The organism is Phyllobacterium myrsinacearum (assembly GCF_002980555.1).
In the GTDB taxonomy this organism is placed as follows: domain Bacteria; phylum Pseudomonadota; class Alphaproteobacteria; order Rhizobiales; family Rhizobiaceae; genus Phyllobacterium; species Phyllobacterium myrsinacearum.
The window spans coordinates 549,827-571,128 of record NZ_PVBT01000003.1 but is presented as its reverse complement, the minus strand read 5'-3'; the positions used below and the strand labels follow the sequence as shown (position 1 = coordinate 571,128).

The 21,302-nt window shown below is 60.3% G+C and carries 19 protein-coding genes and 1 riboswitch; of the genes, 6 read left to right on the top strand and 13 right to left on the bottom strand.

What is annotated here, in order from left to right; all coding sequences use genetic code 11:
- Positions 1-58 precede the first annotated feature (58 nt).
- From C5750_RS13485 to tkt, 3 genes are all read right to left on the bottom strand, one after another.
- Entirely contained in the window at positions 59-1,252 is a 1,194-nt protein-coding gene (locus tag C5750_RS13485; RefSeq protein ID WP_105734390.1) for a phosphoglycerate kinase, read from the bottom strand.
- 226 nt (positions 1,253-1,478) lie between these two features.
- Positions 1,479-2,486, bottom strand: coding sequence for a type I glyceraldehyde-3-phosphate dehydrogenase (gene gap / locus C5750_RS13480; RefSeq protein WP_105734389.1), 1,008 nt, complete (start codon positions 2,484-2,486; stop codon positions 1,479-1,481).
- A gap of 67 nt (positions 2,487-2,553) precedes the next feature.
- Complete coding sequence (gene tkt, locus C5750_RS13475) at positions 2,554-4,539, bottom strand: transketolase (RefSeq protein WP_105734388.1); 1,986 nt, start codon at positions 4,537-4,539, stop codon at positions 2,554-2,556.
- A gap of 318 nt (positions 4,540-4,857) precedes the next feature.
- On the opposite strand from tkt, the gene C5750_RS13470 reads away from it, so the two are divergent.
- Both C5750_RS13470 and C5750_RS13465 read left to right on the top strand, forming a co-directional pair.
- Complete coding sequence (locus C5750_RS13470) at positions 4,858-5,130, top strand: DUF4164 domain-containing protein (protein ID WP_105734387.1); 273 nt, start codon at positions 4,858-4,860, stop codon at positions 5,128-5,130.
- 27 nt (positions 5,131-5,157) lie between these two features.
- Positions 5,158-5,523 (top strand): cell division protein ZapA, encoded by a 366-nt coding sequence (locus C5750_RS13465; protein WP_105734386.1) that lies wholly within the window; start codon positions 5,158-5,160, stop codon positions 5,521-5,523.
- A 29-nt stretch (positions 5,524-5,552) separates the two neighbouring features.
- Here C5750_RS13465 and C5750_RS13460 read toward each other — a convergent pair whose 3' ends face one another.
- The 5 genes from C5750_RS13460 to C5750_RS13440 form a co-directional block, all read right to left on the bottom strand.
- Positions 5,553-7,370: an ABC-F family ATP-binding cassette domain-containing protein gene (locus C5750_RS13460; RefSeq protein WP_105734385.1), complete on the bottom strand. Its 1,818-nt coding sequence runs from the start codon at positions 7,368-7,370 to the stop codon at positions 5,553-5,555.
- A 156-nt stretch (positions 7,371-7,526) separates the two neighbouring features.
- A complete protein-coding gene (locus C5750_RS13455) occupies positions 7,527-7,898 on the bottom strand; it encodes a YMGG-like glycine zipper-containing protein (RefSeq protein ID WP_110003324.1) in 372 nt (123 codons plus the stop codon).
- Between the two features lie 136 nt (positions 7,899-8,034).
- A complete protein-coding gene (locus tag C5750_RS13450; RefSeq protein ID WP_105734384.1) occupies positions 8,035-8,331 on the bottom strand; it encodes a hypothetical protein in 297 nt (98 codons plus the stop codon).
- Positions 8,332-8,434: 103 nt separating this feature from the next.
- Positions 8,435-9,061 (bottom strand): thiamine diphosphokinase, encoded by a 627-nt coding sequence (locus C5750_RS13445; protein WP_105734383.1) that lies wholly within the window; start codon positions 9,059-9,061, stop codon positions 8,435-8,437.
- A 54-nt stretch (positions 9,062-9,115) separates the two neighbouring features.
- A complete protein-coding gene (locus tag C5750_RS13440; protein ID WP_105734382.1) occupies positions 9,116-9,313 on the bottom strand; it encodes a hypothetical protein in 198 nt (65 codons plus the stop codon).
- Between the two features lie 157 nt (positions 9,314-9,470).
- Positions 9,471-9,587, top strand: a riboswitch (TPP riboswitch).
- Positions 9,588-9,631: 44 nt separating this feature from the next.
- On the opposite strand from C5750_RS13440, the gene thiB reads away from it, so the two are divergent.
- From thiB to C5750_RS13420, 4 genes are all read left to right on the top strand, one after another.
- Positions 9,632-10,651: a thiamine ABC transporter substrate binding subunit gene (thiB, locus tag C5750_RS13435; protein WP_105734381.1), complete on the top strand. Its 1,020-nt coding sequence runs from the start codon at positions 9,632-9,634 to the stop codon at positions 10,649-10,651.
- A 4-nt stretch (positions 10,652-10,655) separates the two neighbouring features.
- The gene (gene thiP, locus C5750_RS13430; RefSeq protein WP_425350451.1) at positions 10,656-12,290 is read left to right on the top strand and encodes a thiamine/thiamine pyrophosphate ABC transporter permease; all 1,635 of its coding nucleotides are present in this window, start codon (positions 10,656-10,658) and stop codon (positions 12,288-12,290) included.
- Positions 12,283-13,035, top strand: coding sequence for a thiamine ABC transporter ATP-binding protein (thiQ, locus tag C5750_RS13425; RefSeq protein WP_105734379.1), 753 nt, complete (start codon positions 12,283-12,285; stop codon positions 13,033-13,035). Before thiP ends, thiQ begins: the two co-directional genes overlap by 8 nt.
- Positions 13,036-13,277: 242 nt before the next feature.
- Positions 13,278-14,705 (top strand): M48 family metalloprotease, encoded by a 1,428-nt coding sequence (locus tag C5750_RS13420; RefSeq protein ID WP_245421111.1) that lies wholly within the window; start codon positions 13,278-13,280, stop codon positions 14,703-14,705.
- A gap of 51 nt (positions 14,706-14,756) precedes the next feature.
- Here the strand turns inward: C5750_RS13420 and C5750_RS13415 are convergent, their stop codons facing one another.
- From C5750_RS13415 to phbB, 5 genes are all read right to left on the bottom strand, one after another.
- Positions 14,757-15,365, bottom strand: a complete 609-nt coding sequence (locus C5750_RS13415; RefSeq protein WP_199538056.1) for a CarD family transcriptional regulator — start codon at positions 15,363-15,365, stop codon at positions 14,757-14,759.
- A 341-nt stretch (positions 15,366-15,706) separates the two neighbouring features.
- The gene (fdxA, locus tag C5750_RS13410) at positions 15,707-16,045 is read right to left on the bottom strand and encodes a ferredoxin FdxA (RefSeq protein WP_105734377.1); all 339 of its coding nucleotides are present in this window, start codon (positions 16,043-16,045) and stop codon (positions 15,707-15,709) included.
- A gap of 311 nt (positions 16,046-16,356) precedes the next feature.
- Positions 16,357-16,761, bottom strand: a complete 405-nt coding sequence (locus tag C5750_RS13405) for an RNA-binding S4 domain-containing protein (protein WP_105734376.1) — start codon at positions 16,759-16,761, stop codon at positions 16,357-16,359.
- Positions 16,762-16,775: 14 nt separating this feature from the next.
- Complete coding sequence (locus C5750_RS13400; RefSeq protein WP_105734375.1) at positions 16,776-19,820, bottom strand: helicase-related protein; 3,045 nt, start codon at positions 19,818-19,820, stop codon at positions 16,776-16,778.
- Positions 19,821-20,502: 682 nt separating this feature from the next.
- Complete coding sequence (gene phbB, locus C5750_RS13395; protein WP_105734374.1) at positions 20,503-21,228, bottom strand: acetoacetyl-CoA reductase; 726 nt, start codon at positions 21,226-21,228, stop codon at positions 20,503-20,505.
- Positions 21,229-21,302 lie beyond the last annotated feature (74 nt).

Sequence of the window (21,302 nt, the reverse complement as noted above, 5' to 3'; positions counted from 1 at the left end):
TCTGTTCTTCGTTAATCCGGGGCCTTGGCAGACCCCGGATCACGCCTTCAACAGGCCATCAGCGCTTGAGGACATCGACACCCGGAAGCGGCTTGCCTTCCATCCATTCAAGGAAGGCGCCGCCCGCGGTCGACACATAGGTCAGATCATCGGCGATACCGGCATGGTTGAGCGCCGCCACCGTGTCGCCGCCACCGGCAACCGAGACGAGATGGCCGGACTTGGTGCGCTCGGCCACATGCCGCGCCGCGGCAACGGTTGCCTTGTCGAACGGTGTCAGCTCGAAAGCGCCGAGAGGACCGTTCCACACCAGCGTTGCCGCATCATCGATGGCACCCTTGATGCGCTCGATCGACTGCGGCCCGACATCGAGGATCATGCCATCCTCGGGAATGGCATCCAGACCATAGGCGTGGAACGGCGCATTGGCTTCAAAATGCCAGGCAACGATGGCGTCAACCGGCAGGATGATGGTGCAGTTGGCCGCCTGTGCCTTGGCCATGATCTCGCGGGCCGTGTCGGCCAGGTCGTGCTCGCACAGCGATTTGCCGACCTTGACGCCCTGCGCCGCCAGGAATGTATTGGCCATGCCGCCGCCGATCACCAGCGCGTCGACCTTCTCGACGAGATTGCCGAGGAGATCGAGCTTGGACGACACCTTGGCGCCGCCGACAACGGCCACCACAGGGCGCTTCGGATTGCCGAGGCCGCTTTCCAGTGCTTCAAGCTCGGCCTGCATGGTGCGGCCCGCATAGGCCGGCAGCACATGCGCCAGACCTTCGGTCGAGGCATGGGCGCGGTGCGCGGCGGAAAACGCGTCGTTGACGTAGATATCGCCATTGGCGGCCAATGCCTTGACATAGGCCGGATCGTTCTTTTCCTCGCCCTTGTGGAAACGGGTGTTTTCCAGAAGCAGTATATCGCCGTTCGCGAGCTTGGCGACGGCTTCTGCCGCCTTGTCGCCGATACTGTCCTCGGCGAAATGCACGTTCTGGCCAATCACCTTGGCAACCGCATGCGCGATGGGCTTGAGGCTGAATTCCGGCGTCGGTCCATCCTTCGGGCGGCCGAAATGCGCAAGCAGAATGACCTTGGCGCCCTTTTTCGACAATTCAAGGATGGTGGGAGCGACACGCTCGATCCGGGTGGCGTCGGTTACGTGGCCGTTGGCAACCGGCACATTGAGGTCGACGCGCAGAAGAACGCGTTTTCCCACAACATCGGCATCATCGAGTGTCTTGAAAGCTGGCATGGTGATTACCCCTCATTTGAATTTGCCAGCACCCCCCTCTGGGCTACCGCCCATCTCCCCCACAAGGGGGGAGATCACATTGGCATTGGTGTTATCGCTCATCGTCACATTCGATAATGTGCTTCAACAAATCTGAAAGCTGATCTCCCCCCTTGTGGGGGAGATGTCCGGCAGGACTGAGGGGGATGTAAACGCCTGCCGTTCAACTCATACCGGAGCAAGCGTCTCAGATGACCTTGCTGAACGCGACAGCCGTGTCGGCCATGCGGTTCGAGAAGCCCCATTCATTGTCGTACCACGACAGGACGCGCACGAATGTTCCTTCCATCACCTTGGTCTGGTCAAGATGGAACACGGATGAATGCGGGTCATGGTTGAAATCGATCGAGACATTCGGCGCATCGGTATAGCCGAGGATACCCTTCAGCTTGCCGTTGGCGGCGGACTTGATGGCATCGTTGATCTCGGCAACCGTGGTCGCACGCTTGGCAACGAACTTGAAGTCCACGACCGAGACATTGGGCGTCGGAACGCGGATCGAGCTGCCGTCGAGCTTGCCGTTGAGTTCCGGCAGGACGAGACCGACAGCCTTGGCAGCGCCGGTCGATGTCGGGATCATCGACAGGGCAGCCGCACGGCCGCGATAGAGATCCTTGTGCATGGTATCGAGCGTCGGCTGGTCGCCGGTATAGCTGTGGATCGTGGTCATGAAACCATGATCGATGCCGACAGCTTCGTTGAGCACAAATGCAACCGGGGCAAGGCAGTTGGTGGTGCAGGACGCATTGGAAATGACCAGGTGTTCCTTGGTCAGCTTGTGATGGTTCACACCGAACACAACCGTCAGGTCGGCACCGTCAGCAGGCGCCGACACGATGACGCGCTTGGCGCCGGCTTCAAGATGGGCGGCCGCCTTGTCGCGCGCCGTGAAAATGCCGGTGCATTCCAGCGCAATATCAACGTTAAGCTCTTTCCACGGCAATTCTGCCGGATTGCGCACGGCAGTGACCTTGATCGGGCCCTGGCCGACGTCGATGGTATCGCCGGAAACCGTTACCGTGCCGGGGAAGCGGCCATGCACGGAATCATAGCGCATCAGATGCGCATTGGTCTCGACCGGACCCAGATCGTTGATGCCGACAACCTTGATGTCGGTGCGGCCGGATTCGATAATGGCGCGAAGAACATTGCGGCCAATGCGGCCAAACCCGTTGATTGCAACGCGAACTGTCATTTTTTAGTTTCTCCTTGGGGGTAGTGAGGAGCCCTTGATGAATGGTGTGAAGCGGTAGACCCGCCGATTATTTCAACTTGCCTTCCGCCGCCGCGACGATGGCTTCCGCGGTGATGCCGAAATGCTTGTAGAGCTCTTCGATCGGACCGCTGGCGCCAAAGCCGGTCATGCCGACAAAGATGCCGTCGAGGCCGATGAAACGGTCCCAGCCGAGGCGGATGGCAGCTTCCACCGCAACCTTGACCGGGGCTTCGCCGATCAGAGCGCGCTTGTAGTCTTCGCTCTGCTGTTCGAAGAGTTCGAAGCAGGGCACGGAAACGACGCGCGCGGGATGGCCATCCTTTTCCAGCTGCGCACGGGCGGCGAGCGCAATTTCGACTTCCGAACCGGTCGCGAAAATCGTCACTTCAGCCTTGCCGCTGGCCGGGGCCAGTTCATAGGCACCGTAGGCGCATTTGTTTTCATCGGAATGGTCGGTCCGGACCGTCGGCAGGTTCTGGCGTGTCAGTGCCAGTGTCGATGGAGTCTTGCGGGACTCCAGTGCCAGCTGCCAGCATTCGGCCGTTTCAACAACGTCGGCGGGGCGGAACACATAATTGTTCGGAATGGCGCGCAGTGCTGCCAGATGTTCGACCGGCTGGTGCGTCGGACCATCTTCGCCCAGGCCGATGGAATCATGCGTCATGACATAGATGACGCGGATGCCCATCAGGCTGGAAAGACGCATCGCACCGCGTGCATAATCCGAGAAAGTCAGGAACGTGCCGGAATAGGGAATAAGCCCGCCATGCAGCGCGATACCGTTCATGGCAGCAGCCATGCCGTGCTCGCGGATGCCGTAATGCACGTAACGCTGACCATAATCGTCAGGGGTGATGTTCTGGGTCTGGCTGGTCTTGGTGTTGTTGGAACCGGTCAGGTCGGCAGAGCCGCCAATGGTTTCGGGAACAACAGCGTTGATGACTTCAAGCGCCATTTCCGATGCCTTGCGGGTCGCGACCTTCGGCTTGTCTTGCGAAAGCTTCTTCTTGTAGGCGACGATGGTGGCATCGAAATTGGCAGGCAGGTCGCCGCGCATGCGGCGGTCGAACTCGGCGCGGGTCTCGGCATTGGTCGCAGCCAGACGCTGTTCCCATGCGGCATGCTCCTTGGCGGAGCGCAGACCGGAGGCGCGCCATGTGTCGAGAATATCAGCGGGAACGACGAATGGCTCGGATGTCCAGCCGAGGGCCTTGCGGGCGCCGGCCAGTTCTTCCGCACCGAGCGGCGAGCCATGCACCTTGTTGGTGCCGGCCTTGGTGGGCGCACCAAAACCGATGGTCGTCTTGCAGGCGATCAGGGTCGGCTTGTCGGACTTGTGGGCCTTTTCGATCGCCGCGGCAATCGCATCCTGGTCGTGGCCATCGACATTGATCGAGTTCCAGCCGGACGCTTCGAAGCGGGCGCACTGATCCGTATTGTCGGCGAGCGAAACCGGACCGTCGATGGAAATGTTGTTGTGGTCCCAGAAAACGATGAGCTTGTTCAGCTTGAGATGACCGGCAAGCGCAATGGCTTCCTGGCTGATGCCTTCCATGAGGCAGCCATCACCGGCGATCACATAGGTATGGTGGTTGACGAGATCATCACCAAAATGGGCATTCAGGATGCGCTCGGACAGCGCCATGCCAACGGAATTGGCCAGACCCTGGCCGAGCGGGCCTGTGGTGGTTTCGATGCCGGCGGCGTGACCATATTCGGGATGACCGGCCGTGCGCGAGCCAAGCTGGCGGAAATTCTTGATCTGATCGATGGTGATATCTTCGTAACCGGAGAGATAAAGCACCGAATAGAGCAGCATCGAGCCATGTCCGGCGGAAAGGACAAAGCGATCGCGGTCGGGCCAATGCGGCGCCTTCGGATCGTGCTTGAGGAAACGGGTATAAAGAACGGTCGCAATATCAGCTGCGCCCATGGGAAGGCCGGGATGGCCGGAATTGGCCTTCTCCACTGCATCTGCCGACAGAAAGCGGATTGCATTGGCCATTTGGTTGGATTTTTCAGAATTGGTCATGTGTACCGTCTTTCGAAGAGGATAGGAAATGCCGTTTCTGGACGCCGGTTCAGACAAAATCCAAAAGGCACGCGACACATAGCAGGTGTCATCAGGGAGTCAATAAAACCTAAGTCAAATTGAGGCATTCGGAAAGCGGGCTCTTTCGTCGCACGGGCGGGAACAAGGGCACCCGATACTCGATTATCGGTGCATGACTGGACTGTGACAACGCGGATTGATTGACGCGACGTTGATGTGCCCTCTAGACTTCGGCGCATAAGCTGTTCTTCTTTTTGCGATTCGCGTAAAAGAGCGACACACAGGGGAAACGCGAAAATGGCACCGGAAGCCACCCTCAAGCAGGTTCTGGAACGATTGGCAAAAGCCTTGGCTCACCTCGAGGACGCGGTTGATCTGCGTCTTGAGCAGGAGGGTGATTTTGCCGAAGCGGAGGAAGAGGTCCAGCGCATGAACATGGACCGGCGCAGGCTGGCCCAGGAGCTGGACGCGTCGGAAGGGCGTGCGGAACGCCTGGAAGCCGCCAACAAGGAAGTCTCCCGCCGTCTCGTAACGGCGATGGAATCCATTCGCACCGTTCTGGACCGGTAATACCGCTATCAGCTGAAAGAGACGCCCATGGCCACTGTAACAGTTACGATTGACGGCAAAGCCTACCGGATGGCCTGCGACGAGGGCCAGGAACAGCACCTGACCGGCCTTGCCGAGCGGTTCGACCGTTACGTGACGCACCTCAAATCGTCCTTCGGTGAAATCGGCGATTTGCGCCTGACTGTCATGGCCGGCATCATGATCACGGACGAGCTGCATGAATTGCAGATGCGGGTCAAAGGACTTGAAAACGAGGCCGACGCCCTGCGCAAGAGCCGCGATGAAGCTCTGCAGCGGGCAGACAAGAACGACACGGCCATCACCGGCGTTCTGTCCGAAGTCACCACGCGGATCGAAAACCTCGCGGCCAAGATCGCGCCCAAGGCGAGCTGATCTGCCGGATCGGCGGGACAAGCGAGGCCCTAGCCCTCGATTTCCTCGCGCAGCATTTCCAGCTCCAGCCACTCTTCCTCGAAGCGCTCGAGATCGTGCCGCTTCTTGCCGATCTCCTCGACGGTCTTGTTGAACACCTGCGGGTTTTTGGCAAAAAGCTCGGGATCGGCGAGTTTGGCTTCGAGCTTGTGGATGTCCGCATGCAGCGCCTCCATCTTGCCCGGCAGGTTTTCCAGCGCGAATTTCTGCTTGTAGGACAGTTTGCGCTTTTCCTCGCGCTGCACCGCCGGTTTTTCCCCGCCGGCTTCGGCGGGCGCTGCTGATTTGGCCGTCTTCAGCTCCTTGCGTGTCGCCAGCGCTTCCCTGCGCTGCGCCAGCATGTCCGTATAGCCGCCGGCATATTCGAGCCAGCGCCCGTCGCCTTCCGGCGCAATCACCGACGTTACGGTACGGTCGAGGAAATCGCGGTCGTGGCTGACCAGGAGAACGGTTCCGGCAAAACCGGACACCAGTTCCTGCAGGAGGTCGAGCGTTTCCATGTCGAGATCGTTGGTCGGCTCGTCGAGCACCAGCAGATTGGCCGGGCGCGCGAGGACGCGCGCCAGCATCAGCCGCGCCCGCTCACCGCCCGACAATTCGCGGATCGGCGTGCGCAACTGCTCGGGCTGGAACAGGAAGTCCTTCATGTACGACGCCACATGGCGCTGTTCGCCATTGACGATGACATTCTCGCCGCGCCCGTCGGTCAGGTAGTCCGATAGTGTCTGGTCGAGGTTGAGACTGTCGCGCTTCTGGTCCAGCACGGCAATTTCAAGATTGGTGCCAAGACGCACGAAACCGCTGTCCGGCGCGAGCAGGCCGGTCAGCATGGAGAGAAGCGTGGTCTTGCCGACACCATTCGGACCGACAAAGCCGACGCAGTTGCCGCGCTGGATGCGTGTGGAGAAATCCTTGACCAGCACGCGTTCGCCATAGGCCTTGACCAGGTGTTCTGCCTCGATGACCAGCTTGCCGGATTCCCTGGCGTCGCTGGCCTTCAAGACGGCGGTTCCCTGCGCGCGGCGATGATTGCGGAATTCCCCGCGCATGCTCTGGAGTTCGCCGAGACGCCGCATGTTGCGCTTGCGCCGTGCCGTAACGCCGTAACGTAACCAATGCTCCTCGCGCACGATCTGGCGGCCGAGCTTGTGCAGATCGCGCTCTTCTTCCTCCAGCACCTTGTCGCGCCATTCCTCGAAGGCGCCAAAGCCCTGGTCGAGCCGTTTCGTAACGCCGCGGTCAAGCCAGACCGTCGACCGGCTGATATTTTCCAGAAACCGCCTGTCATGCGAGATAACGACGATGCTGGAGCGGATCTGCCGCAACTCGCCTTCCAGCCATTCAATGGTCGTCAGGTCGAGGTGGTTGGTCGGCTCGTCGAGAAGCAGAATGTCGGGCTGGGGGGCGAGAACCTTGGCCAGCGCCGCACGCCGCGCCTCGCCGCCCGACAGATTATCCGGCTTTTCCTCGCCGGTCAGGCCGAGATGCTCAAGAATGTAGCTGACGCGGTAAAGATCGTCTGCCGGTCCAAGGCCCGCCTCGACATAGTCGCGGACATTGGCAAATCCTTCCATGTCGGGTGCCTGGGCGAGATAGCGGACGGTGACGCCGGGATGGCGGAACACTTCGCCGTCGGTCGGGGTGATGAAGCCCGCCGCGATCTTGAGCAGTGTCGACTTGCCGGAGCCATTGCGGCCGACAAGGGCAATGCGATCGCCCTCGCTGACGGAAATCGCCGCATCGCTGAGGAGCGGCGTACCGCCAAACGTCAGTGCAATCCGGTCAAGACGAAGAAGGGGTGGAGCCATGGCGTTTTTCAGTTCTGGAAAAGGAGCGCAATCGCCGGACATCAGTGCCGACGGGCGCTTGTCGGCGAGATTGGTGCCGCTGTCAAATATCTTTATCGCATAAAACAGAACAGGCCGGAAAACCGGCCTGTCTGCATCCGTTCAGCAGCGCGCCGCTCAGTAGCCGCCGTTGTTGTATCCGTTGTTGTTATAGCCGCCATAGGGGGCACCACGGCCGCCATTGCCTTCGCAAGGGGCATTGTAGATGCTGCCATCGGGCCGCTGGTACCGGCACAGGTTCTGATTGCCATTGCCGCTGCCGCTTGGCGTCGTTGCCGTACCGACTGCCGCACCGAGAAGCGCGCCGCCGGCCGCACCGATCACGGTGCTCTTGGTGTTGTGTCCGAGTGCCTGTCCGGCGAGTGCGCCGACACCGCCGCCGATCAACGCGCCCGTCCCGGCCCGCTGGTTCTGTTCGCTCGTTTCGCAGCCGGCCAGTGACATGGCCAGGAGCGCGGAAACCGCAATGGCGGTCAAACGAAAACTCATCGTAAATCCTCTCAACATGAATATAGCGGCCATATCGTGCGGGCTTAATGCGGCAGAACAAAGATCAGCCCATGAACCCGGCAAACAAAAACAGGCCGGTTTCCCGGCCTGTTCCGCTTTCCCTGATGGGGAACGATTAGTAACCGCGGCAAGGCGCGCGATAGCGTTCGCCGTAACGGTTTTCGTATGTGCAGTAACGGCGGCCGCCGCCGTCATTATTGGCCGTTGCAGCGCCAACAGCGACACCACCAACACCACCAATGGCAGCGCCGGCCAGTGCGCCACGGCCACCACCGATTGCACCACCAGCCAAAGCACCAAGTGCTGCACCGCCAACGCCATAACCCGCTGTACGCTGTTCACTTGTTGTGCAACCGGCTACCGAAAATGCCAGAAGCGCGGCAACTGCGACTGTCGACAAACTTTTCAACATGGAAGACCTCTCCCGTTTCAAAACTAAACTAACCAGCTTGCGTCCCCAATGCTGTGCCGCAAGAATTGCACTTTCCGCGTTGTTTTACAAGCGTTTCGCAATTTTACGGTGCAGCAATCAGGACGGCATTGCCTGAACGAAGCGATACGTGGAGATTTCCACACACGGCATTCGACACTGTAAGCGATGAACCGAAAGAAAGTTCCATATTTTCCAGCGGCCATCGCGCACCATGGATAAATAATCCGCGCAGGGACGTAAAGGCCACAATGCTGAATACTGTACCGTCGGCAAAATCGAACGCATAATCGCCTGCAACCAGGGGATGCGCCTCCTCGCTTCCGCTGGAGAGTATGATCTTCCGGCCTTCCGCCGCATGGCGGGTGGCCATGGTCAGGTGCAGCAAAGTGTGGTCGGTGCGTTCACCGCCAAAGGCGCCGCACAGAATCACCTCGGTGGCACCCAGCCGGTAGGCCTCATTGAGCGCCAGTTCGCCATCGGTCATGTCCTTGGCTGCCGGAAACACCGAACGCGGCACATGCGCATAGCGTTCGGCCAGCGCGGGCGATGTCGAATCGAAATCGCCCAGCCACAATTCCGGTTCGAGGCCCAGTGCCTGTGCATGGGCGATGCCGCCATCGGCAGCCAGAACGCGTGCTCCGGCAATGAGATGGCGCAGACGGTCGGTGACGTGAACGGTTCCGCCAAGAAGAAGAACGAATTTGCTCATGCACCGGCCATAGCATGGCAAAAGCCGGCCGCACAGGGCATCCGTGATTCGCGGTTAAACGAAGCGCCCGAGCGCAATCGCGGCCATGCCGGCAATCGCCACACCAATGGCCAGAAACAGGCTCGGATAAAGCTCCGGGATGAATTTCTGCCGGCGCCGGCGCAGGAGGATCGCCTTGCGGGGCGCACTCTGCACGCCGGGATTGTGCTGCACCCTGACATGGGAATGATAAAAACCGTGACCACGAAACATGATTGACCCTTTCCATCGGAAAACAGCCGCACGGGATGTTTTCGCTGGGGACAATAGGCGCGCCAGCATCAGCTTTCGATTTGGCAGAACCGGCAAAACATAAAGATTTCATAAGCATCGACCGCTTGCACGGCTCTGGCCGAAGCTCTATCCTTGTCATGCTCTAACGGGGTGCCGGTCCGATCGACCGGCTGAGAGGCGCAAGGGGAAACCCTGCCAACCCGCGGAACCTGATCCGGTTTGTACCGGCGGAGGGATTAGACGCGGCAGATTTGCCGGCGCACCAATCCTTTTGAACACTGCTGATAGGAGGCGCCGATGCGGCCATTCGAGACTATTGTAAAGACAGCGGCCGTCGTGACCGCTCTGTTCGCCCTTATTCCCCTTGGCACGGCACAGGCCGAAGGCAAGCTGACCATCTATACCTATGACAGTTTCACCGCCGAATGGGGTCCGGGCCCGAAGGTCAAGCAAGCCTTCGAAAAGCAATGCGCCTGCACGGTCGAATTCGTGGCGGTTGCCGATGGTGTCGCCCTGCTCAACCGGATCAAGCTGGAAGGCGAGTCAACCAAGGCGGATGTGGTGCTCGGCCTCGACACCAATCTGACCTACGAGGCCCGGCAAACCGGCCTGTTTGCTCCGCATGGCATCGACACCTCAGCCGTGAACATCCCCGGCGGCTACACCGATGATATTTTTGTTCCCTATGACTATGGCTATTTCGCCGTCATCTATGATTCCGAGACGCTGAAGACCCCGCCGGAAAGCCTGAAGGAACTGGTCGAAGGCGACCCGAAGCAGAAGATCGTCATCGAAGATCCCCGCACCTCGACGCCCGGCCTTGGCCTGCTGCTCTGGGTCAAGTCGGTCTATGGCGACAAGGCGGGAGAGGCCTGGGCAAAACTGAAGGACCGGGTGCTGACCGTCACGCCCGGCTGGTCGGAAGCCTACGGCCTCTTCACCAAGGGCGAGGCACCGCTGGTGCTGTCCTACACCACATCCCCGGCCTATCACCTGATCGCCGAGCGTGTGGACCGCTACAAGGCCATTTCGTTCGGCGAAGGCCACTACCTGCAGGTCGAAGTCGCCGCCCAGACCGTCAACGGGGCCAAAAATCCGCTATCGGCGCAGTTTCTCACCTTCATGACCAGCCCGGCGTTCCAGGATGCCATTCCTGAAAACAACTGGATGTATCCGGCCGCCAAGACCACCGACGCGCTGAACCCGGCCTTCGAAACCCTGGTTCAACCCGTCAAGACCTTGGCCTTCCCGTCCGAGGAAGTCGCCAAGAACCGTAAAGCCTGGATCGATGAATGGCTCGCGGCCATGAGCCTGTAGCATTGTGATTGCCACCGGCAGTTTCAGACCATGGGCGGGGGCGCTTGCCCTCGCCTTTCTGGCCGCACTCGCGGGTGGCGCACTGCTCAGTCTCGCATCCGAAGCGCTGCGCGGCGGCGTGGACGGTTTTGCCGCATTCGACAGCTATCTGTGGCGCGTGGCCCGGTTCACGCTGCTGCAGGCGCTCCTGTCCATGCTGCTTGCGGTTGCCTTTGCCATTCCGCTCGCGCGTGCCCTGCATGAACATCCCGCCTTTCCCGGCCGCGCGCTGATTCTGCGCCTGTTTGCCCTGCCCCTGGCCTTGCCCGCGCTTGTCGCGGTGCTCGGCATCACCAGCATCTATGGCCGCAACGGCCTGCTGGCCTTTGCTTTCAGCAGCCTCGGCCTGGACACCCCACCCAATATTTACGGGCTTCCCGGCATCCTTCTCGCCCACGTCTTTTTCAACCTGCCGCTGGCAACACGGCTCGTGCTGGCAAGCCTTGATTCCATTCCGCCGGATTACTGGAAGCTCTCGGCGCAGCTCGGCATGGGCGGCTGGGCCCGCTTTCGCCTGATCGAATGGCCGGTCATCCGCCGCAATCTGTCCGGTATTGCCGGGCTGATCTTCATGCTCTGCATCACCTCGTTCACGATCGTGCTGACCCTGGGCGGCGGCCCCCGCGCCACCACGCTGGAAGTGGCGATCTACCAGTCCCTGCATTTCGACTTCGATATTGCCCGCGCCGTCTCGCTCACCCTGCTGCAGCTGGGCCTGACCATCGCCGTCCTGCTGCTGCTCGGCCTGACAGGCAAACCGGCGGAGGAAGGCTTCAGTCTCCAGACGGCCACGCGGCGCTTCGAGCAGCCAAGCCGTGCAGCGCAATGCGCCAACACAGCCATCATTCTGCTCGGACTGCTCTTCGTCGGCCTGCCCATGGGCGGAACCGTTGTCGCCGGGCTTGGCGCCGACCTGGCGCGTCTCTTGAGCGAAGCCACGGTCTGGCGCGCCATTGCGACAAGCATCGTGCTTGGCGCGGCCGCGGCCCTGCTCTCCCTCGCCATATCGCTGTCGCTGGTGATGGCCCGGGAATATCAGCAAAGCCGGCGGCGAACGGTTGCGCCTCGCCTGTTCGAACGGTCACTGGATCTGGGGGCAAGCCTGATCATGGTGGTGCCGCCCATTGTCATCGGCGCCGGCTGGTTCATCCTCTCGCGCCATGCGCTCGATCCGTTCAGCCTTGCGCCCGTCATGGTCATCGGCGTCAATGCCGCCATGGCCGTGCCCTTTGCCTTCCGCATCCTGCGCCCGGCCTGGGATACGGCGGCAAGCCGCCACAACCGGCTTTGCCTCCAGCTCGGCATCACCGGCTGGGACCGGCTGCGCCTGATCGACTGGCCGGCCTTGCGCCTGCCCATCGGTGTCGCCTTCGCCTTTGCCATGGCCCTGTCGCTCGGCGATCTTGGCACCATCGCGCTGTTCGGCAGTGATTCCATCCAGACCCTGCCGTTCCTGCTCTTGCAGCGCATGGGAAGTTATCGCACACAGGATGCGGCAGGACTGGCCCTGATCCTGGGTGCCCTGTGCCTGCTCTTGATGGTTGCAGCCGACCGCGGTGCGGCCAGCCTCGCCCGACAGGACAATGCAAGAGATGGTTGAGCAAACGGAAAAGACCACAACCGGCGGCGCCGCGATCCGGCTGGATGCCGTTCGTTTCGATTATGGCGATATGGCCATGCGTTTCGACCTTGCCATCGAAGCGTCGTCGATCGCCGCCATCATCGGGCCGAGCGGTGCGGGTAAATCCACGGTTCTCAACCTCATTGCCGGTTTCGAGACGCCCCTCTCCGGCCGCGTGCTGATCGGCGGTGCCGATGTCACGCATGCCGAACCGTCCCGGCGCCCGGTTTCCATGGTGTTTCAGGACAACAATCTTTTTGCCCATCTCGACGTTGCCGCCAATGTCGGTCTTGGCCGCCGGCCGGGTCTGCGCCTCGACGCGGCGGATCGGCAGGCGGTCCACGACGCCATCGCCAAGGTCGGGCTCGCGGGCAAGGAGCCGCGCAAACCGGCGGCACTGTCGGGCGGGGAACGCCAGCGCGTGGCCATTGCCCGGGCGCTGGTGCGCAACCGGCCTGTACTGTTGCTCGACGAAGCCTTTGCTTCTCTCGGCCCAGCATTGCGCCATGAAATGCTTGATCTGGTCGGACAACTGCAAAAAGATACTGGGATGACCATTGTGATGGTCACCCATCATCCGGACGATGCTTTGCGTATACCATCGACACTGTTCTTTCTGGAAAATGGCCACGTGGCAGCATCGGGTCCCGCCGGAGAATTGCTCGCGGCCAAAGGCCCTTCCCTGTTGCGAAAATATCTCGGCTCGCAAGAGTTATCACTTTGACATATTTTGTACTCAATGGGCCTCATAAGAAATCAATGTAATTCTTGCCCCGGCCTGCTCAACGGGCTAGCTAGAAAGTAAGCACACCGATTCCGCAGGCAAAAGACGAGTGAGAACTTGGTTTTAGCGTTGGCACCGGCGCCGCACGACATGAGGACATGATTCTGGGCTCGCACATTTTCCCCATCAGCAATCGACGGTTTCATCCGGCAGTACGAAGCACGACCGTGATTTCGACAACGCTGCTGCTCGCCTTCCTGTCGGGTTGCCAGGTGCTCAACGTCACCAAGGAAGATGCGCTCGGCCCGTCATCAAGCCCAGTCATCGTCGACAATGTTTCGAAGAATGACCGGCTGGCCAAGCTGAGTGCCGAACAGCATCCCCGCATCCTTGCCACCTATGGCGGCGAGTACAAGGATGCGAAGCTCGAACGCATGGTTGCCAAGGTCGTCGGCAATCTGACCACCGTATCGGACAATCCGACCCATACCTACCGCATCACCATCCTCAATTCGCCCAACATCAATGCCTTCGCGCTGCCGGGCGGCTATCTCTATGTGACCCGCGGCCTGCTCGCTCTGGCCAATGACAGCGCGGAACTTGCCGCCGTCATCGCCCATGAAATGGGCCATGTGATCGCCAATCACGGCATCGAACGCCAGCAGCGCGAGGCGGAAGCCGTCATCGCCGGCCGCGTCGTCTCGGAGGTCCTGCAGGACGACCAGGCGGGCCGCGAGGCGCTCATTCGCGGCAAGCTGCGCATGGCGCAGTTCTCGCGCAATCAGGAATTGCAGGCGGATGCCATCGGCATCAAGATGATCGGCGAAGCCGGATACGACCCCTTTGCCGCGGCCCGCTTCCTGCAGTCGATGGCGGCCTATGCGGATTTCCGCAATGTCTCCGGCGCGACCGATGCGAGCCTTGACTTCCTCGCCAGCCATCCCTCCGCGCCGCAGCGCATCGAGCTGGCGCGCGGCCATGCCCGCAAGATCGGTGCGCCCGGCGTCGGCACGACGGACCGCGATTCCTTCCTGCAGGGCGTTGACGGACTGCTCTATGGCGACACGCCGGAAGAAGGCTATGTCCGTGGCCGCACCTTCGTGCACCCGCTGCTCGGCGTCAGTTTCACCGTGCCGGACGGCTTTGTCATCGACAACTCAGCCGCAGCCGTCATGGCAACCGGCCCCGGCGAAGTCGCGATCCGCTTCGACGGAACCCAGATTTCCGGCAAGACGTCGATGGTCGACTATATGCGCAGCGGCTGGGTGACCGGGCTTGACGATGCCAGCGTCAAGGCGACGACATTCAACGGCATGCCCGCCGCAACGGCAAAGGCCAAGGCAGACCGCTGGGAGTTCGATATCTTCGTCGTGAATTCCGGCGACCGCATCTATCGCTTCCTGACCGCCGCACCCACGGGCAGCACGGCATTGATGCCGGCGGCGCAGACGGTGACGCAGAGCTTCCATCTGCTGACGGCGCAGGAAAAGGCCAACATCAAGCCGCTGCGGATCCGCGTTGTCACGGTCAAGCCGGGCGATACGCTTGCCAGCCTCTCCAGCCAGATCATGGGTACGGACCGCAAGCTGGATCTCTTCCGGCTGATCAACGCCCTGCCGCCCGGCGGCACGGTTTCCGTCGGCGACAAGGTGAAAATCATCAGCGAATAACAAAAAAGCCCGGTAAAACCGGGCTTTTTGTTGAAAGGGATGAACCCGCTATTATGCAGCTTCTTCCTGCTCGTCTTCAACGGACATGTCCGCATCAGCTTCAGCTTCTTCAGTCTTCGCGCCGCGCTTGGGACCTTTGGCGAGATTGACTTCGATCAGGCGGACGGCTTCCGTTTCCGACATCTTGTTGACGGCGGAAATTTCACGGGCCATGCGGTCGAGCGCTGCTTCATAGAGCTGGCGTTCGGAATAGGACTGCTCAGGCTGATTGTCGGCACGGAAAAGATCGCGGACAACTTCCGAAATGGAAATCAGGTCGCCCGAATTGATCTTTGCATCATATTCCTGCGCCCGGCGGGACCACATGGTGCGCTTGATGCGGGCACGTCCCTGAACAACCTTCAGGGCACGGTCGACATAATCTGTTTCTGAGAGTTTGCGCATACCAATGGCGGTTGCCTTGGCAACCGGTACCTTCAAGCGCATCTTGTCCTTCTGAAAGTCAATCACGAAAAGCTCGAGCTTGTGGCCCGCAACTTCCTGCTCTTCGATATTGACGATCTGGCCTACGCCGTGAGCCGGATATACAATAAACTCACCCGTCTTGAATCCGATACGCTGGGCGGTCTTCTTCTGCGGAACTGCTGTCATGCGCTTCATTACTCCCTGCTGCGCCCGGCAAAACGCACCGGTTAAACCAATCACTGGAAACCGGAACCCGGTTTGTCGGCCGTCAATATTTTCACGCAAAGCAATCCGGACCAAACAGCAGGACGGGTCACAATCAAAGAACCTCAACCTGAACTGTTAAGTCCGGAAAAAATCTAGCCGATTGGTGATTTATGCTTTAGCGCCACGAAATTGACGTCCAATGATCAACATATCGCGGCACCATAACACGAAAAGTGATCAGAATCAACTTTTTGCTGCACAAGCGCAAACTAAACGCATTGCAAGACTTGATTTTCAGGGCAAATCAGTCTTGTGGCACGCGAATAAGTTTAGTCGCCTTCGCCCGGTTCCGGTGAGAAGTACTTCTCGAGCTTACCGGTGACGCCGTCCATTTCCTTGGCATCGCTGGGCGCATCTTTCTTCGCCGAAATATTCGGCCATTTTTCCGCATATTCCGAGTTCAGCTGCAGCCAGCTGTCAAGACCCGGCTCGGTATCCGGCTTGATGGCCTCCGCAGGGCATTCGGGTTCGCACACGCCGCAATCGATGCACTCATCCGGATGGATGACGAGCATGTTCTCACCTTCGTAAAAACAATCGACCGGACAGACCTCAACGCAATCCATATATTTGCAGCGGATGCAATTGTCGGTCACAACATATGTCATTTACTGGCTCCTGAAGACACCATAGTCAGCGTGTCAGCGGTTGAGGTAACGATTTGGCACCGGCCTGACAAGAGGGGAAAACGGACTGCGGCACCAGAACGCGGCCCGGAAAATCTCGACGTGCAAAGGGATTGTCTTCATCACATCAGGACCGAGCCATTGTCCAAGTCCGCAGCGTGCCATTCATCGCATCGCGATGGTCCGCCGACAAGCAACCATCATCTCCCAATATAGGCATTCCGGAAATAATATTTTAGCCCGGCCGACCATTTTGGAGATAATTTCGATATTTCCATGTTTTTCATCGCAAACTAATCTTCGGAGCCGTCAGGCCGGCCCTTCATCAGCCGGTCGACATCCCGCCGCTCGCGCTTCGTGGGCCGGCCGCTGCACGCGTCGCGCCTGGGCAGCATGTCAAGGCGGCTCACGGCATCCTTTGGCGGCGGCGGCGGAGAAATGTCCTCGTACAGCGCGCGCGCCTCCTCGGCGGGCCCGCGCCGGGTACCGCCGGACAGGACTTTGTAAATGAGAATGCGCCGGTCCAGCGTAATCGTCAGCACATCACCGGGTTTGACCCCGTGTGATGGCTGGTCGATCTTGTCCTTGTTGACACGGACGTTGCCGCCCGATGCCAGTTTTGCAGCGAGGGAACGGGATTTGACCACCCGCGCGAAAAACAGCCACTTGTCGATGCGCTGCCTGTCGGTTCCCGTCATCTGGGGTCAGACCCTCACTTCTTCATCTGTTCCTTCAACGCCAGCAATTTGGCGAAGGGGGAGTCCATGTCGATCTTGACCGGACGTTCTTCGCGCTCCGGGCGCTTGCCGTGATGCTGGGGCTTGCCGGAAGGCTTGCCGCCTTCCTGCCGGAAGCGCTCGCCACCGCCGGGCTTGCCGCCCTTGCCGCGGAACTCCTTGCGCTCGCCGCGCTCACCCTGCGGACCGGCATTGCGGTTCGGACGGCTTTGCCGGTTTTGACGCTCCTCGCCCTGGCTGTCACCGCCGCGGGCCTGCTGCTCGCGTCCGCCCTGGGGACGGCGGTTGTTGTTGCGGCCCTCGAAACGCGGTGCCTGGCGCCAGAGCAGCACCGGCTTGGGTGCGTCTTCTGCTGCCGGAGCGGCGGCGGTTTCAGCAATGGCTGCAGGCGCTTCCTCTGCAACCGCAACGGGCGCCGCAGCCTCGACAACCGGCTTGACGATCGGGTCACCAACCGGTTCGGCCGCCGGGACTGATTTGGTGCCTTCCCGCGCGGTGGCCTGCGGCGCAGGCGCCTGGGCGACGGGATCGAGTTCGGCAACCTTGGCCGACACAACGGCAGCGTCGGTTGCTTCCGAGCGGTAGCCGAGATTCTTGAGGATTTCTTCCATGTCATCGGCAGTGGCGCCGAGAATGGACATCATCGCCGGCGTGACGACGAAACGCGTGCCGTCATAGGCACCGTCAGGCCGCGTTCCGCTTCCCGGCTTCCAGGCCAGCGCCGGACGGATGAGATCGGCCAGACGCTCGAGAATATCGATGCGCACGGCCCGCCGGCCGAGCAGCCGGTAGCCGCCGAGGCGATAGAAGGCCGGATCGAAAGCGGGATCGGTGACAACCGATGTGCGGCCTGCGGACAGCACCTGCACCACATCGCCATAGCCGGGGCGATCCCTGGCATCTTCCTTGAGCGCCCACAGCAGCGTCAGCAGACCCGCAGGCGCCGGTTTGAGCAATGCGGGCAGGAAGACGTGATAGGCGCCAAAGCGCACACCGAGGCGGCGCAGGGCAGCGCGCGAATCCTGATCGAGGCCGCGCACATCTTCCGCCACATCCCGGCGCTGCAGCACGCCGAAATTTTCGACCAGCTGGAACGCCAGTCCGCGGGTGATCCCGACCAGCGCATCGGCATTGGCAAGATCGACCAGCGGCTTGAGCACCGTATCCACATGATGGGCGAGGAAGCGGTCAACCCGCGCGGCGACCTTGTCGCGCGCCGGTCCCGTCAGCTGCTCGTCGGCCAGAAGCACCGCGCGGGGCTTCAGCGGCTGCTCGCCCGAGACGACCGAGGCGACCGGAGCGCCAATCCAGCGCAGCGTCCCGTCCGATCCCAGGGCGAAGTCGCCATTCGCGGAAGCGGCAAAACGCTCGGCGCGATTGTCGAACTCTGTCGCCAAGGCTTTTTGTGCGGCAGCCTTCACGGCTTTTGCATCGGTTCCATCGATCTGGCTGTCCGTAGTGAAACGGAATCCATCCAAACGTCCAACATGGTGCCCTTCGACAACAACGTCCCCGGCAGGGCTAATTTCGGCTTCTAGCATTGTATTCTCTCTCAGGCGCCTCATAAGCACGCTTGTCCTGCGGTCTACGAAGCGTTTCGTCAACCGTTCATGCAGTGCATCTGATAATCTGTCCTCAATTTCACGCGTCTTTTCTTGCCAATGTGCCTGATCTGCCAGCCATCCCGGCCGATGCGACACAAAAGTCCAAGTTCTGATCTGGGCAATCCGCCGCGACAAAGCATCGATATCGCCGTCGGTCGTATCAGCCCGGTGCACCTGTTCGCCCATGTACGTTTCGTTAACATGACCATGTTCGACGAGATCTGTATAGATCGATGCAATAATATCCGCATGCTGCGCCGGCGCAATTTTGCGGTAGTCCGGCAAGGCACAGGCATCCCACAGCAGCGCCACCCGTTCCGGCGTATCGGCCAGCGGCGCGATATCCGGGTCTTTCGACAGATAGTCGAGTGCCTGCTGATCCACCGCGGGCAGTGCCCGGGTCAATCCCTCCACCGGCGCGGGCGTGTCGATCGACCGCTTCAACGCGTCAAGGCTGGAGAAATCGAACCGGGCGGTGCGCCATTGCAAAATCTTGACGGAATCGAAGGCATGCGATTCCACCCGCTGCACCAGTTCCTCGGAAAAACCCGAGATCTGCCCGGTGACACCAAATGTACCGTCACGCAGGTGCCGTCCCGCGCGCCCGGCAATCTGGCCGATTTCGCCCGGCGACAGGTCGCGGAACTGATAGCCGTCAAACTTGCGGTCCTGGGCGAAGGCCACGTGATCGACATCAAGGTTGAGCCCCATGCCGATGGCGTCGGTGGCGACGAGATAATCCACATCGCCCGACTGATAGAGATCCACCTGGGCATTGCGGGTGCGCGGGCTCAGGGCACCCATGACCACGGCGGCGCCGCCATTCTGGCGGCGGATCAGTTCGGCGATGGAATAGACCTCCTCCGCAGCGAAGGCGACGATTGCGGTGCGCGGCGGCAGGCGCGTGATCTTCTTCGAGCCGGCATAGGTCAGGTTGGACAGGCGCGGACGCGTGACGACCGAAATGCCGCGCAGCAGCTTCTCCAGTATGCCGCGCATGGTGGCCGCACCCAGCAGCAATGTTTCCTGGCGCCCCCGCAAGTGCAGGATACGGTCTGTGAAGATATGGCCGCGCTCCAGATCATTGGCGAGCTGGACCTCGTCGATGGCGACGAAATCCATGTCGGTCTGGCGCGGCATCGCTTCGACGGTGCAGACCGCATAGCGTGCGCCAGGCGGCGATATCTTTTCTTCGCCCGTGATCAGCGCGACATTGGCAAGCCCCACCCGTTCGGCAACGCGGTTATAGACTTCGCGCGCCAGCAGGCGCAGCGGCAGGCCGATCATGCCGGTCTGGTGCGCCAGCATCCGTTCAATGGCGAGATGAGTCTTCCCCGTATTCGTCGGCCCCAGAACGGCGGTGACGTCACGGCCGCTCAGGATCAAGGGAAGTTCGGGAGTAGGCATAAGGTTCATCAAAAATATCCAACACCGGCACGACGGCCTTACCAGAACCAGCAAGGCATGCCGGGCATGCTCTATCCGATAGCACTATCGGTATCAGACAGAAAGTATGCGGCGACCTCAAGATAAACAATTGCGAACCGATTCACGGAGTGTTCCATTAAGAAATAGAACGCGAGCAGAACGAATCAGCGACGAATCAGCTATAGGACCAGATTCCTGCTTTGTTCACGGCCACATCTAGCTTTCCGTGGTATGAGTCGCACAAGATGCTGAATCGTCAAGGGCAGGATTTCATTGAATCCGTTCATCCGCATTAACCTTTGGCTTGCCGGTGCGAAAACCGGCGTTCCAGCGTCAACCGGTTTTTTGCCCGGTTAAGGAAATCGTAATATTTCCTTATAGTTAGTTAAGGAATCCGGGCTCCGCGCGTCCCGTTCCATTAACACTTCGATCAAAGGAAGAACGAATCAGCGACGAATCAGCGCTTTGCATTCTTTCCCGTTTTGTTCACGGCTACATCTTGTGCTGAAGGCGCGGGAGCCGCACCAATCACCGAACGCACGGGAAGGAAATAGGACAAGATTCAGGCAGCGCCGTTAACCTTTGGCCGCGAGTATCGGGAATCGCCGCCGCACAAAACAAAACGCCGCCGACCGTTTCCGGCCCGCGGCGGCGTCTGATTTGCTTCCGATCAGCTGAAATATTGCCCGCCATTGGCGGTCAGCGTCGAACCGGTGATGAAACCGGCATCATCCGATGCGAGGAACACGACGCAGCGCGCGATTTCCTCCGGCTCCCCCAGACGTCCGACCGGGATTTGCGGAATGATGCGCTCGTTGAGCACCTTCTCGTCGATGGCCCGCACCATTTCCGTTCCGATATAACCGGGGCAGATGGCATTGACCGTAATCCCCGCACGCGCGCCTTCCTGCGCCAATGCCTTGGTAAAGCCGATATCCCCGGCCTTGGCCGCGGAATAGTTGGCTTGTCCGGCCTGGCCCTTTTGCCCGTTGATCGAGGAAATATTGATGACGCGGCCGAATTTGCGGTCGCGCATGCCCGTCCATACCGGATGGGTCATGTTGAACAGGCCGGTCAGATTGGTGTTGATCACTTCGCCCCATTGACCTGGGGTCATCTTGTGAAACATGGCGTCGCGGGTGATGCCCGCATTGTTGACCAGTACGGCGACGGGGCCGTGATCAGCCTCAATCCTGGCAATACCGGCAGCGCATTCTTCATAGTTGGAAACATCCCACTTGTAGGTGGCAATGCCGGTTTTTTCCGTGAATTTCTTCGCCGCATCATCATTGCCGGCGTAATTTGCCGCGACCTTGTACCCCGCCGCTTTCAGGGCCACGGAAATGGCTGCGCCGATACCCCGTGTTCCACCCGTGACGATTGCCGTTTTGGTCATATTTCCCCTCCCTAATTCATGTTGGATCAAAGTTAGTGTTGTTGAAAAAGAGACGTGGCAGCAGCCTGGAAATT

What these genes read in the sequence shown, in the direction of transcription:
- C5750_RS13485 (WP_105734390.1), bottom strand. Translation starts at nt 1,252, where the DNA reads ATGCCAGCTTTCAAGACACTCGATGATGCCGATGTTGTGGGAAAACGC.
- gap (WP_105734389.1), bottom strand. Translation starts at nt 2,486, where the DNA reads ATGACAGTTCGCGTTGCAATCAACGGGTTTGGCCGCATTGGCCGCAAT.
- tkt (WP_105734388.1), bottom strand. Translation starts at nt 4,539, where the DNA reads ATGACCAATTCTGAAAAATCCAACCAAATGGCCAATGCAATCCGCTTT.
- C5750_RS13470 (WP_105734387.1), top strand. Translation starts at nt 4,858, where the DNA reads ATGGCACCGGAAGCCACCCTCAAGCAGGTTCTGGAACGATTGGCAAAA.
- C5750_RS13465 (WP_105734386.1), top strand. Translation starts at nt 5,158, where the DNA reads ATGGCCACTGTAACAGTTACGATTGACGGCAAAGCCTACCGGATGGCC.
- C5750_RS13460 (WP_105734385.1), bottom strand. Translation starts at nt 7,370, where the DNA reads ATGGCTCCACCCCTTCTTCGTCTTGACCGGATTGCACTGACGTTTGGC.
- C5750_RS13455 (WP_110003324.1), bottom strand. Translation starts at nt 7,898, where the DNA reads ATGAGTTTTCGTTTGACCGCCATTGCGGTTTCCGCGCTCCTGGCCATG.
- C5750_RS13450 (WP_105734384.1), bottom strand. Translation starts at nt 8,331, where the DNA reads ATGTTGAAAAGTTTGTCGACAGTCGCAGTTGCCGCGCTTCTGGCATTT.
- C5750_RS13445 (WP_105734383.1), bottom strand. Translation starts at nt 9,061, where the DNA reads ATGAGCAAATTCGTTCTTCTTCTTGGCGGAACCGTTCACGTCACCGAC.
- C5750_RS13440 (WP_105734382.1), bottom strand. Translation starts at nt 9,313, where the DNA reads ATGTTTCGTGGTCACGGTTTTTATCATTCCCATGTCAGGGTGCAGCAC.
- thiB (WP_105734381.1), top strand. Translation starts at nt 9,632, where the DNA reads ATGCGGCCATTCGAGACTATTGTAAAGACAGCGGCCGTCGTGACCGCT.
- thiQ (WP_105734379.1), top strand. Translation starts at nt 12,283, where the DNA reads ATGGTTGAGCAAACGGAAAAGACCACAACCGGCGGCGCCGCGATCCGG.
- C5750_RS13415 (WP_199538056.1), bottom strand. Translation starts at nt 15,365, where the DNA reads ATGAAGCGCATGACAGCAGTTCCGCAGAAGAAGACCGCCCAGCGTATC.
- fdxA (WP_105734377.1), bottom strand. Translation starts at nt 16,045, where the DNA reads ATGACATATGTTGTGACCGACAATTGCATCCGCTGCAAATATATGGAT.
- C5750_RS13405 (WP_105734376.1), bottom strand. Translation starts at nt 16,761, where the DNA reads ATGACGGGAACCGACAGGCAGCGCATCGACAAGTGGCTGTTTTTCGCG.
- C5750_RS13400 (WP_105734375.1), bottom strand. Translation starts at nt 19,820, where the DNA reads ATGAACCTTATGCCTACTCCCGAACTTCCCTTGATCCTGAGCGGCCGT.
- phbB (WP_105734374.1), bottom strand. Translation starts at nt 21,228, where the DNA reads ATGACCAAAACGGCAATCGTCACGGGTGGAACACGGGGTATCGGCGCA.